Source organism: Hyphococcus sp. D3-15 (assembly GCF_055809375.1).
On the sequence record NZ_CM147910.1, the window covers coordinates 367,518 to 379,916 of the forward strand.

Annotated in this window: 14 protein-coding genes; 5 read left to right on the top strand and 9 right to left on the bottom strand. The window is 61.2% G+C overall.

Annotated elements, in window-relative coordinates; translation table 11 throughout:
• Positions 1 to 29: 29 nt before the first annotated feature.
• The 9 genes from AC0L8G_RS01870 to AC0L8G_RS01910 all read right to left on the bottom strand — a co-directional run bounded on the left by AC0L8G_RS01870 (position 30) and on the right by AC0L8G_RS01910 (position 7,595).
• Positions 30 to 1,583 carry a catalase gene (locus AC0L8G_RS01870; RefSeq protein ID WP_473388938.1) on the bottom strand — a complete coding sequence of 518 codons (1,554 nt, stop codon included), beginning with the start codon at positions 1,581 to 1,583 and terminating at the stop codon, positions 30 to 32.
• A 136-nt stretch (positions 1,584 to 1,719) separates the two neighbouring features.
• Entirely contained in the window at positions 1,720 to 2,451 is a 732-nt protein-coding gene (locus tag AC0L8G_RS01875) for an NAD(P)-dependent oxidoreductase (protein ID WP_473386285.1), read from the bottom strand.
• A 21-nt stretch (positions 2,452 to 2,472) separates the two neighbouring features.
• On the bottom strand, positions 2,473 to 3,720 hold the full coding sequence (trpB, locus tag AC0L8G_RS01880; RefSeq protein WP_473386286.1) for a tryptophan synthase subunit beta: 1,248 nt from the start codon (positions 3,718 to 3,720) through the stop codon (positions 2,473 to 2,475).
• Between the two features lie 59 nt (positions 3,721 to 3,779).
• Positions 3,780 to 4,298, bottom strand: a complete 519-nt coding sequence (locus AC0L8G_RS01885; RefSeq protein ID WP_473386287.1) for a hypothetical protein — start codon at positions 4,296 to 4,298, stop codon at positions 3,780 to 3,782.
• 15 nt (positions 4,299 to 4,313) lie between these two features.
• Positions 4,314 to 4,940, bottom strand: a complete 627-nt coding sequence (locus tag AC0L8G_RS01890; protein WP_473386288.1) for a histidine phosphatase family protein — start codon at positions 4,938 to 4,940, stop codon at positions 4,314 to 4,316.
• Positions 4,941 to 4,968: 28 nt separating this feature from the next.
• Entirely contained in the window at positions 4,969 to 6,000 is a 1,032-nt protein-coding gene (locus AC0L8G_RS01895; protein ID WP_473386289.1) for a hypothetical protein, read from the bottom strand.
• Between the two features lie 148 nt (positions 6,001 to 6,148).
• A complete protein-coding gene (locus AC0L8G_RS01900; RefSeq protein WP_473386290.1) occupies positions 6,149 to 6,820 on the bottom strand; it encodes a phosphoribosylanthranilate isomerase in 672 nt (223 codons plus the stop codon).
• Between the two features lie 9 nt (positions 6,821 to 6,829).
• A complete protein-coding gene (locus AC0L8G_RS01905) occupies positions 6,830 to 7,195 on the bottom strand; it encodes a LapA family protein (RefSeq protein WP_473386291.1) in 366 nt (121 codons plus the stop codon).
• Between the two features lie 79 nt (positions 7,196 to 7,274).
• Entirely contained in the window at positions 7,275 to 7,595 is a 321-nt protein-coding gene (locus tag AC0L8G_RS01910) for an integration host factor subunit beta (RefSeq protein ID WP_473386292.1), read from the bottom strand.
• 127 nt (positions 7,596 to 7,722) lie between these two features.
• Here AC0L8G_RS01910 and AC0L8G_RS01915 point away from each other — a divergent pair, with 127 nt between their 5' ends.
• The 5 genes from AC0L8G_RS01915 to AC0L8G_RS01935 all read left to right on the top strand — a co-directional run bounded on the left by AC0L8G_RS01915 (position 7,723) and on the right by AC0L8G_RS01935 (position 12,386).
• A complete protein-coding gene (locus AC0L8G_RS01915; protein WP_473386293.1) occupies positions 7,723 to 8,502 on the top strand; it encodes a class I SAM-dependent methyltransferase in 780 nt (259 codons plus the stop codon).
• Positions 8,503 to 8,510: 8 nt separating this feature from the next.
• A complete protein-coding gene (gene ubiB, locus AC0L8G_RS01920; protein WP_473386294.1) occupies positions 8,511 to 10,040 on the top strand; it encodes a 2-polyprenylphenol 6-hydroxylase in 1,530 nt (509 codons plus the stop codon).
• Between the two features lie 99 nt (positions 10,041 to 10,139).
• Complete coding sequence (locus tag AC0L8G_RS01925; protein ID WP_473386295.1) at positions 10,140 to 10,745, top strand: hypothetical protein; 606 nt, start codon at positions 10,140 to 10,142, stop codon at positions 10,743 to 10,745.
• A 31-nt stretch (positions 10,746 to 10,776) separates the two neighbouring features.
• Positions 10,777 to 12,006 (top strand): bifunctional phosphopantothenoylcysteine decarboxylase/phosphopantothenate--cysteine ligase CoaBC, encoded by a 1,230-nt coding sequence (gene coaBC, locus AC0L8G_RS01930; protein ID WP_473386296.1) that lies wholly within the window; start codon positions 10,777 to 10,779, stop codon positions 12,004 to 12,006.
• 11 nt (positions 12,007 to 12,017) lie between these two features.
• The gene (locus AC0L8G_RS01935) at positions 12,018 to 12,386 is read left to right on the top strand and encodes a DUF6249 domain-containing protein (RefSeq protein ID WP_473386297.1); all 369 of its coding nucleotides are present in this window, start codon (positions 12,018 to 12,020) and stop codon (positions 12,384 to 12,386) included.
• The last annotated feature ends 13 nt before the right edge of the window (positions 12,387 to 12,399 follow it).

Consider the following 12,399-nt stretch of genomic DNA (forward strand, 5'->3'; position numbering starts at 1 on the left):
AAAAGAGAGAAACATCCGCCGAAACTGCATCAGTCTTTGCGTTTGGAAAGCCAGCCGAGCAGCGGCTTGCGGCCATCCGCCTTGTCGCTCTCCGGCGCGGCGAAAGTCGGCGCCGCGTCCGCTGGCGGCGAACCGTTCGCGTCCAGCGCCGCGCGCACGCCGGCGGCGTAATCCGCATGGACTTGCGCAAACAGCGCTAATTGGCGCTCAACGATTGCCCCCGGCACGCCGCCCATCGCTTCGGCGATATTGGAATAGAGCCGCGCCTTTTGCGCATCGTCGAACAGATTGAACAAGGCGCGGGGCTGACTGAAATCGTCATTGCCCTCGCGGTGGTCATACCGGTCCCCATCGCCTGAAATGGCCAGCGGCGGCTCGGCGAAACGCTTGTCCTCGCGTGCGGCGCCGGGAACCGAATTCGGCTCGTAATACGCGTCCACATTGCCGGTGCGCTGACCCAAGGCGTTCATCGTCCCGTCCTTGTGATAGTGATGGACCGGGCATTTCGGCTGGTTCACCGGCAGGCTTTCGTAATGGGTGCCAAGCCGGTAGCGATGCGCGTCCGCGTAAGAGAATATCCGCGCCTGCAACATCTTGTCGGGGGAGAAGCTGATCCCCGGCACGACATTGGACGGGCTGAAGGCCGCATTCTCGATCTCGGCGAAGTAGTTCTGCGGATTGCGGTTCAATTCCATCACGCCCACATCGATCAGCGGGTAGTCCCTATGCGGCCATACTTTGGTGAGGTCGAACGGGTTGAACAGCGCCGCCTCGGCCTGGGCTTCGCTCATCACCTGGATTTTCAGATCCCATTGCGGATAGTCGCCCGCCTCGAGCGCGCCATAGAGCGCTTCCTGATAGGCTTCGCGGGTCTGACCGATTTTCACAGCGGTCTCCGCATTGGTGTAGTGCTTGTGGCCCTGCCGGGTCTTGAAGTGAAACTTCACCCAATGGCGCACGCCCGCCGCATTGACGAGACTGTAAGTGTGCGAACCATAGCCGTTCATATGCATCGGCGTCGTCGGGATGCCGCGATCGGACATCAAGATCGTCACTTGGTGCAGGGACTCCGGCGACAGCGACCAGAAATCCCACATCGCGGTCGCGCTTCTGAGATTGGTTTTCGGATGGCGCTTCTGGGTGTGAATGAAGTCCGGAAATTTATACGGGTCGCGCACGAAGAAGACCGGCGTGTTGTTGCCGACCAGATCCCAATTGCCTTCCTCGGTGTAGAATTTCAGCGCAAAGCCGCGCACGTCGCGTTCGGTGTCCGCCGCGCCCTGCTCGCCGGCGACCGTGGAAAACCGCGCCAGCATCTGCGTCGCCTTGCCGATTTTCGAGAAAATTGCGGCGCTTGTGTATTTCGTGATGTCGTTTGTGACCGTTAGGGTTCCGAAACCGCCCCAGCCCTTGGCGTGCACGACCCGCTCCGGGATGCGCTCGCGGTTTTGGTGGGCGAGTTTTTCCAGCAGCTGATAGTCCTGCATCAGCAGCGGACCGCGCGCGCCCGCGCTCAGCGAATTCTGATTATCGGCGATCGGCGCGCCTGCTGTCGTCGTCAGCCTGGTCTCTTTGTCCGCCATCATGATCTCCCTCAGTGGGCGGCGCCGGATGGCGCGCCTCTATGAGGTTCTATTTGGGGGCGGAAGACTTATAGATCAACTAGATAATATTAATTTGAAACATCGTTTTTTTCGATGCAGATTCCCTGCGCGTCCGTCAGGCGTCGCCGCCGCGATTGTAAATCACCGGCATCTGACCGCGCCAGCGATCCCAGACCGCCTCCTCGGTGATCAGATCCGCCATGAAATGCGCGACATTGATGCGGCTGACCTGGCCCGCGTCGAAGATCGCACTGCGGATCGGCGAGGGATGCAGGTCATAGGCGGTGACTTCCGCCGCATCCACAAGCCCGTCTGGCCGCACCGCGGTCCAGGCGATCGCCGGATCGTCGCGGCTGATTTTTGTGCGCAAAAAATCTGCAGCATTTTCGTTGTCCGCATGAGGCGGCAACAAGGCCCTGAGCAGCCCGATCACGCATTTCTGGGCGAGCGAAATCGGCTCATCCAAATCGCGGTTTCGCACGCCGGACGAACCCATCAGCACATATTTCACCGGCCGGGCCGGCGCGTTCGCCCGGATCGCAGCGCAGACCCGCCGCGCCGCATCGGTGACGAGGGCGCGCGGTTCGCCGAACATGCCCTTGAAGGTCAAATTATGCCCCAGACAAGACGCGACCGCGTCGACGCCCGCGACCAGCCGCGCCAGCTCCACGTCATCAAGGTCGAGCAGACTCGCCTCGATGATCGTCATATTGCGGTGATCAAGAATGTCTTCCGGCAGGCTGGAGAGCGAGCGCACCACCGCCGTCACCTCATGGCCGCGCTCCAGCAGATGACGCGCAAGCAGGCGCCCGGTCGCGCCCGACGCGCCGAGGATCAAAATATTCAATGGCTCTCTCCCGAACCGGCCCTACTCAGCACCGAGCAAATCCATCACCGTGAAAATATCCTTGTCGCCGCGCCCGCACATATTGAGCAGCAGGATCTGGTCGCGATCCATTTCGGCGGCCTTGTCGATGGCGCGGGCCAGCGCATGGGACGGCTCCAGCGCCGGGATGATGCCTTCGAGTTTTGAGCAAAGCTGAAACGCGGCCAGCGCCTCATCATCCTTGGCGGAGACATATTGCACCCGGCCCGTCTCATGCAGCCAGGAATGCTCCGGCCCGATGCCCGGATAATCAAGGCCCGCCGAAATTGAATGGGCGTCCTGAATTTGTCCGTCATCATCCTGCAGCAGGTATGTCCGGTTGCCGTGCAAGACGCCGGGCCTACCGCCGGTCAGACTTGCTGCGTGCTGGTCGGTGTCGACGCCATGGCCCGCCGCCTCGACGCCGATGATCTCAACATCCTTGTCATCTAGGAAGGGATGGAAAAGCCCGATCGCGTTCGATCCGCCGCCGATGCAGGCCATGATCACGTCAGGCAGGCGGCCCTCGGCCTCCTTCATCTGCTCCTTCGCCTCAATGCCGATGACGGACTGGAAATCGCGCACCAGCTCCGGATAGGGATGCGGGCCGGCGGCCGTACCGATAATGTAGAAAGTTGAGTCCACATTTGTGACCCAATCGCGCAAGGCGTCATTCATGGCGTCTTTCAGGGTCGCCGTGCCCGACACAACGGGTATGACCTCCGCGCCGAGAAGCTGCATGCGGAAGACATTGGGCTTTTGCCGCTCCACATCGGTGGCGCCCATATAGACAACGCAGGGAAGACCGAAGCGGGCGCAGACCGTGGCGGTCGCCACCCCGTGCTGACCGGCGCCGGTCTCGGCGATGATCCTTGTCTTGCCCATGCGCTTGGCGAGCAGGATCTGGCCCATGCAATTGTTGATCTTGTGAGCGCCGGTGTGATTGAGCTCATCGCGCTTGAAGTAAATTTTCGCGCCCTTTTTGCCGGCGCTACCCGACTTTTCGTCGGCCATACCGCGCACATAGGTGGTTAACCGCTCGGCGTAATAGAGCGGGCTCGGCCGGCCCACATAATGTTTGAGGTAATACTCAAGCTCGGACCGGAATGAGGGGTCGTTCTTCGCCGCCTTGTATTCCTTCTCCAGCGCGAGGACGAGCGGCATCAAGGTTTCGGCGACGAAGCGCCCGCCGAAAATGCCGAATCGGCCTTCGCTGTCGGGTCCGGTGCGGTAAGAATTGAGTTGGGTCACGTCTTTGAGCCTAACAGGTTGCAATTGCTCACGTTGCTAACTCATCCGGCGCGGAATCTCTATTCCTTTTCCTTGGCGTCCGGCTGGTTAAAAGCACCCGGAGACCATTGGAAGACAGGATCGGGCGGGCTTGTGGGCGCGTTTGGCCTGTCTGTGGGGGGCGGACCGAGCGGCGATCCCTTCATGAGCGCGGGTCCGGCCATTTCCTCAAATCGGCAAGCAACGCTTGAGAAGTTTTCGATGATGTCGTTTTCCGCAAAGAGCTGCCTCTTTTCGCCCGGACTCAAATCCAGAGTAAAGCGAAAGGCAGTCGTTCCGCTTTGGAAATGAGCCATGTCATCATAGCAGTATACGCGAGCCTGCTTTGGCGCATCGCTGTGATTGATCAATAAAAGGCCGACGACGTCATCGGCCTCTTGCTGAGGATGACGCTGGCGAAAATAAGTAATGACGAGAGTCTTATCGCCGTCGCTGATCCATTTCCCAGCGGGTAAGGATGACTGATCAACACGCGCCTTTGCGAGTCCTCCAACTACCAAACAAAGCGCTGACAAGGTGACCGTGGCCAGCATGCGCATAAGCGGCTCCTCATCTTACTCCACGGCAGGCGTCACCTTCGGATAGCGCACCAGCAAATCAACACGCGCAATCGCCTGCCAGTCGCTGGGATGGACCAGCCAGATGACGCCGGACGGCACTTCATCCTCGCGGCCTCTGGTCGTCGCGCCATAGAGCGGCGCGATGTTGGAATGGCTGGAGAGGATGATGTTCTTGCCGGGGTTCGCCGCGAGTTCCTTGGCGACCTTGGCCTTCATCGCCGCGACATCGGCGGGCTTTTCGCTGATCTGCGACGGGCTCATCACCACCGGCGCGCCGGCTGCGGCCAGCGCCGCCGTGTCCCATGACCGGCACATAGGGCTGGTATAGGCCTTGAGGATCGGGACGTTGTTTTCTTTGAGAATTTCGCCAATGGCGCGGGCCTGGAAAAAACCTTCCGCATCAAGGCCGCGCCCCGGCGCGAGCTTGCAGCCATCCGACAGGCCCACCGCGCCGCGCTGGTCGCCCGGCGAATTGGCGTGGCGCATGACGATGACATAGCCGCCGCGTTTCAGCGCCTCGAAAGCCACTGACGACGCTGCTTCATTCTCGCGAACCATCGTCGGCGTGGCGCAGGCGGACAAAAATGCTGCACAAAATGCTGCGCACAAAAATCTCGTCATCAAAGCGCTCATCCTTTTCTTCTTCCGCTCATTGGCCGTCAAAAGAGACTGTCTGACTGACGCCGCCATGGAGGTCCACATCTTTCAGCGTGACCGCATGCATGGTCGCCGCCACCATCTCCACTAGTTTCGGCCCGGTCAGCCCGCCCTCCGCCGGCAGCAAAAACGTCGCGCGCACTTTAACATGCCATGGCCCGGCCTTGTTGAGCCAAAGCGCGGTTTTGAAAGTCCCGCCATTGAGCATCGGTTCCGTGATGTATCCCGCCGTCAGCGTTTCACCCTCAACCTGGCTATTGGCGTAGGGATCGCCCTTCATCACCAGCACCGGCGCCTCTTCCTTGAGGGGAAAGCGATCTACAATCAGCTTCAATGCGGAGGCGAAATGATCTTGCAGGCTGACGGAGGGCCAGTTCGATGCGTAGAGCGTCAGATACACCCCGGCATCGGCATTGGCGTAGTCGCAGGACGTGTCCTGGCCCGACGCATTATAGAGATTGATCCTGCCGAGGGGCGCCGACACGGATTCAACCGCGACGTCGTTTTCATCCTTCAATGTCATGTCCAGCTTCACCGGGCAGCGCATGCCGGAATAGTCGTGCACCATCGCCCCGCCGACCTGACGCCAGCCGCCCTGCCCGGACATCTGATTTTGCACGAGAATATTGCGCGCAGGCGCAGGCGCGGCTCCGTTACGGAGCTTGCCCACCGGATCGCCGGGGCTGGCGGCCGCAAAGGCCGCCTCATGGGCGGCGGAAGCAGGATCGCTTTCCAGCCCGACAGCGGCGCGATGCGAGGGCGCGGCAGTGAACACAAAGTCGGCAATGTCGTCGCGGCCAAGCGAGACGATCATCGACTGGCGGACCGAGGCCATGTCCCGGGGCAGATATTGCGCAGCGGTGTGGTCCGTCGGCGCAGCGCTCCGGCCATCGCCCATACTGCCGGCATATCGTTGCGGCGCCGTATCGCTCGCACAGGCGGCAAGCATGAGCGGCGCGAGCGCCAGCAGCGCCCTTTTCGCAGGCGCGCAAGCCCGCAAGTTGAGATTTTTCCTGGTCATCATTCGCCCCCGCAAAGCCCCGAAAGAATGAAGCCTAGCCAAAATAGGCGGCGCGGTCGATTCACCACGGGGGAGCCATCGTCAGGGCTCATCAGTCGGAAAAATGCTGCACTTTATGCTGCACAAAAAGCTGCAGCATAAATGGCGGGGCTCAGCCCTTCGCAGCGGCGACAAACGCCTTGATCAGCGCGATGTCTTTCGCCCCCGGCGCGCTTTCGACCCCGGAGGAAACGTCAACGCCGAGAAATTCAGCGCGCGCATTCTGAGCCTTCACCGATGCGGCGACATTGTCCGGCGTCAGTCCGCCCGCAACCATATAGGGGGTTTCGCCCTCATAGGCGGCGAGCAGCGACCAGTCGAACGAGACGCCGTGACCGCCCGGGCGCCCGGCATTTGGCGGCGGCTTGGCGTCGAACAAGATGATGTCGGCAGCGCCGTCAAAGGCGCCCGCCTCCGCCACATCGCCGGCCTCGCTGACCGGCACCACTTTAATCACCTCAAGCCCGAACTCGTCGCCGATTTCGCGGCAGCGATCGGCGCTTTCATGGCCGTGAAATTGGAAATGGGTGAGCAGGGGCGCGGCTTCCGACAATTCCTTTTCACCGGCGTCGACAAACAGCCCGACCAGGCTCGGCATGGGAAAGCCTTCATCAAAGCTCGCCTGTTTGAGATCGACAATGATCTCTTCCGCCTGCTCCGGCGTCACGAAACGCGGGCTTTTGCGGAAGAACACGAAGCCGAGGAAATCCGCCCCGGCGCGCGCAGCCTCAATGGCTGTGGCGGCGCTTTTCAAGCCGCAGATTTTTACGAGAGGTCCGCTCATATTTGCATATCAGGAATTCAGGGCTTCGAGCTTGGCCGGCTCATCCGCCGCTTCGGTTTCGGACGGCGCCCGCTCTGTCCGGGCCTGCAGCGCCGCCAGCTCCTTTTTCAGGGCCTTGAGATCGCGGCGATTGTCGCGCGCCTGGGCGCGCGATTCACGGCCGGAAAACCAGCTGCCCAGCGATCCGAGACCGACGCCGACAAACAACATCCCCATCAGCCAGAACCACATGGGCAGGGCCGGGGTCGACAAGGCCGGATTATCGGGACGGAATGGATCGAGACTGATCGGCACCAAAGTCCGGTTGGCGACCAGGAAAAGCACTGCGCCCGCCAGGACGGGGATCCAGACAATGCGGAAAAGCCATTTCTTCATGGGAGCATTGTCACCGAAATCGCCCGCTTCCCGCAAGACAGGCGGTGTGGCGAATATGGCGCGCTTTGGTCACAGAAGCCTATTCGCCCGGACCGGGGTTGGCCGCGCCGGAAAACCGGCCCTCGCGATTGAGGCGGTCGCGCAGCTCTTTGCCGGCTTTAAAGAAGGGCGCCCATTTCTCTTCAATATGCACCGCCTCGCCGCTGCGTGGGTTGCGCCCCACGCGGGACGGCCGGTGTTTGACCGAAAATGCGCCAAAGCCCCTCAGTTCAACCCGGTCGCCGCGCGCCAGCGCATCAGAGACTTCTTGGAAGACAATGGAGACAATCCGCTCAATATCCCGATGAAACAGGTTCGGGTTTTCGTCAGCAAGTTTTTGCACCAATTCCGACTTGATCATGGCGGAACCCCTTTGTTCCTAGCGCGGCGCCGAAAACGCCGTTGAATTCAATTGCTTAACACTGTCAAAGGACGGATGCGGCGTCAAGGCGCTTTTCGCAGGCCATACAAGGGATTAAGCCACTTTCATGAGCAACGCCCAGGATGAAGAAACCTCCTTCGGGTTCCGCACCGTGCGGACCGGGGAGAAGGCGCGCCTTGTGCGGTCGGTCTTTGACAGTGTCGCCTCCAATTATGACCTGATGAACGACCTGATGTCCGGCGGCGTCCACCGGATCTGGAAATCGGTGATGCTCGACCGGATCGCGCCCCTGCCCGGCGAAAAGCTGATCGATGTGGCGGGCGGCACCGGCGATGTGGCCGCCGGGTTTTTGAAACGCGCCGATGAGCGCCCCTCGGCGAAAACCAAGCCGCCGGCGACCGCGATCATTTGCGACATCAATTACGAAATGCTGAAAGCCGGCGAAGCGCGCGCCGACATGGCCCGTTACGCGGACCGCCTGACACGCATTACCGGCGACGCGGAAAATCTTCCGTTCCCTGACAAATCCGCCGACGCCTATACGATCGCTTTCGGCATTCGCAATGTCACCGACATGGATGCGGCCTTGCGCGAGGCGCATCGCGTATTGAAGCCGGGCGGACGATTTTTCTGTCTGGAATTTTCTCATCCGATTACGGAAGGCCTGCAAAAGGCCTATGACGCTTACTCCTTCAATGTCATCCCGAAGCTCGGCGAGGTCGTTGCGAAGGATCGCGAAAGCTATCAGTATCTCGTCGAGTCGATCCGCAAATTTCCGGGACAGGAAGCTTTCGCCGCGCGCATTCGCAATGCCGGCTTCGCTAATGTGAAATATGAAAACCTGACCGCCGGGGTCGCCGCGATTCATTCCGGCTGGCGGGTTTAGAGCGCGCCATGATTTCCGCCCTCGCCGATTATGCACGCCTTCTCCGCGCCGGCTGGACGCTGGTCCGCCGCGACGCGCTGATCCCGCGCGAATACGCGCATCTCGCGCCCGCGCCGGTGCGCGCGTTCGGCGCGCTGACCCGCATTGGCGCAAACCGCACGGGACGGCCCGGAGAGCGCCTCGCCAGCGCGTTTGAACGGCTCGGCCCGGCATACGTCAAGCTCGGCCAGTTCATGGCGACGCGGCCCGACATTATCGGCTTTGAACTCGCCGCCGATCTTGGCCGGCTTCAAGACAAGATGCCGCCCTTTTCCGAAGAGGCAGCGCGCCGCGAAATTGAAAGCGCCTTCGGCAAGCCGGTGGACGATCTCTATGATGAGTTCTCCGCGCCTATCGCCGCCGCTTCCATCGCGCAGGCCCATAAGGCGAAACTGAAAAACGGCGAGACGGTTGCGGTGAAAATCCTCCGCCCCCGGATCGAACAGAAAGCCGGAGACGAATTTCGCGCCTTTGGCCGCGCCGCCCGCGCCTTCGAAGCGGTTTCCAAAACTGCGCGGCGCATGGAACCGGTGAAATTTGTCGAGACCTTGAAAGCCGCCGCCGCCATTGAGCTCGATTTGCGCATGGAAGCGGGCGCCGCCTCGGAAATCGCCGAGGATTTGAAAGACGAGCCGCAAATCCGCATCCCCGATGTGATCTGGCCCTTAAGCGCCAAGCGCATCCTCACCGTCGAGTGGATCGACGGCACGCCCCTGGGCGATATTGCAGCGCTCGATGCGCGCGGCATCGACCGCAAAGCGCTGGCCCGCCTCGTCATTCATGTGTTTTTGAAACAGGCCCTGCATGTGGGATTCTTCCACGCTGACATGCATCAGGGCAATATGATCGTCGACAAGGAAGGCCGCCTCGGCCTGATCGATTTCGGCATTATGGGCCGGCTTGACGATGAAGCGCGGCGCACTTTCGCGGAAATCATTTACGGCTTCATCACGCGCAACTACGCCCGCACGGCGGAAGTTCATTTCGCCGCCGGTTATGTGCCGCCGGGTCACTCCATGGACGCCTTCGCACAAGCGCTGCGCGCGGTCGGCGAACCCTTGCAGGGCCGCAACGCGGCGCAGGTCGACATGTCCCGCGTGTTGCAACAGCTATTCGACGTCACCGCCCTGTTTGACATGCATCTGCGGCCCGAGCTTGTGCTGCTTCAGCGCACCATGGTGACGGTGGAGGGCGTGGCGCGCCTGCTCGATCCGGAGATCGACATGTGGGCCGCCGCCACGCCGGTAGTGAAAGACTATGTGAACAAGGCGATCGGCCCCGCCGCGCATGCGGAGAAGCTGAAAAGCGCCACCATCAAAGCCCTCGAAATCGCGCCGAAGCTGCCCTCTTATGTTGAGAATCTCGGCATCGCGGCGGAGAAAATCGCGTCCGGACAAACCCCGCCCGCCGAAGCGCCAAAACGCGCGAGCGCCCTTGCGCTGTGGGCGATCGCCGGCGCCACGCTGGTGCTCGCGGCGGTCATCGCAAACTGGATCTGACACTCACTTTCGAGCGAGTAGATTCAATTGCAGCTATTTCACTCACCGATTTTTTGGCTGTCTCACCGATCTTTAATGCTTAGTTCGGGAGGGTTTCCGATGTTCGGATTCAAACTTGGCGGCGCCCGCAAGCAGGAAAGCGCGCCGCAGGGCGAAACTGTCACTGCACGTCTTAATGCGAAAGTGCAGCCGATTGATCGCGGCGATTACTATGAAGACCCGCTGTCCGACACGCTGAAATCCGCCGGCATTGGCGAGGTCACCGGCGGCGGCACGCAGCTTTCCGAAGAATCCTACGGCATCGAATTTTGCGACCTGGAAATCTGCGTTCATGAAGCCAGCGAAGAAGCGCTCGCCGTCATCATCAAACGCCTCAACGATCTCGGCGCGCCCAAGGGCTCGCGCCTGATCATCGAAGCGAATGGCAAGCAAATCCCGTTCGGCGTCACGGAAGGTCTCGCAGTCTATCTCAATGGCAGCGAACTTGAGGACGAAGTCTATCGCAATTGCGACGTCAATCATGTGATCGACGAATTTGACCGCCTTCTGAAAGGCAAAGGCGCCTTTCGCGGCTATTGGGAAGGCGAGCGGGAAACCGCGCTGTTTTGCTATGGCGCATCCTATAGCGAGATGAAGGCCGCACTCTCCCCCTTCCTCGCCGACTACCCGCTTTGTGAGAAAGCCCGGGTCGAGCAGATCGCGTGACTTTAACCCGCAATGGTCTTATTTGTAGGCCATGGACGACAGACGCATTCTTTTGATCATCGGCGGCGGCATCGCCGCCTATAAAAGCCTCGAACTGATCCGCGAGCTGGCTCGCCGCGGGGTGAAAACCCGCGCGATCCTGACCCGCGCCGGGGCGGAATTCATCACCCCGCTTTCGGTCGCCTCGCTGACCGGCGAGAAATGCTTCACCGATTTATTCGATCTCACCGACGAGGCGGAAATGGGGCATATCGAATTGTCGCGTTCGGCCGGTCTCGTGGTCGCCGCGCCCGCCACCGCCGATCTGATGGCCAAGGCCGCGAACGGCATCGCCAACGACCTCGCCTCCACCGCCCTGCTCGCCACCGACAAGCCGGTGATGGTCGCCCCCGCCATGAATGTGCGGATGTGGGAGCATGCGGCGACCCGGCGCAATCTCGAAACCCTAAAGAGCGACGGCGCGATGATCGTCGGCCCGGACAAGGGCGACATGGCCTGCGGCGAATATGGCTATGGCCGCATGGCGGAGCCAGCCGCTATCGCTGACGAAATCGAGGCCTTCTTCCTGAAAGACGCCCATGGCCCGCTGGCGGGACGGCGCATTCTCGTCACCGCCGGACCGACGGTCGAACCGATTGACCCGGTGCGCTTCATCGCCAACCGGTCCTCCGGCAAACAGGGCTACGCCATCGCCGCCGCGCTTCGAAATCTCGGCGCGGAGGTGACGCTGGTGACCGGCCCGACCCATGAAAAAATTCCGGCGGGCATGAATGTCGTGCAGGTGCAGACCGCGCGGGAAATGATGGACGCCAGCAAGGCGGCGCTGCCGCTTGATTGCGCGATCTGTTGCGCCGCCGTCGCCGACTACCGCCCGGCGATTGAAACAACGCACAAGATCAAGAAAGAACGCGGCGGCCTCACCGATATTCCGCTGACGGAAAATCCCGACATTCTGAAAACCCTGTCGCAGATGAAAGAGGGCCGCCCGCGTCTCGTGGTCGGCTTCGCCGCCGAAACCGACGACGTGCTCGGCCATGCGGAGGCGAAACGCAACCGCAAGGGCTGCGACTGGATCGTCGCCAATGACGTCTCGCCGGGCGAACATTGCGCCATGGGCGGCGACCGCAACACGATCATCCTGATCACCGACAAGGGCGATGAAACCTGGCCGGAAATGTCCAAGGATGAAGTCGCCCGCCAGCTTGGCGACCGCATCGCCGGCGCGCTGAAAGGCCCGACCCTGGTCAAGGCCGCAGAGTAGGAACGAAGCTCATGGATGTCGCCATCGTCGTTCCCCTGATCGTGTTCGCCAGCATCGTCCTCATCATCGCCATGCCGTTCTATTTTCACCACCGCAATCGGCGGGTGATCTATGACGCGCTCAAAACCAGCGTTGAAAAAACCGGCGAGGCGGACCCGAAACTGATCGCCGCCATCACCCATGACGCGATCGGCGCCAATGGCGATCTGCGCCGCGGCATTCTTCTGGTCGCGCTTGGCGTCGCACTGGCGGTTATCGGCGCGTTTTCCGATGGTGATTTGCTCGGCGCGCCGCTTTGGACCATCGCCCTTTTGCCGGGCCTGCCGGGCGCGGCCTATATCGGATTTCACTTCTTCGTCCCGCGCGAGCCGACGGTATAAGGGTCTGATCATG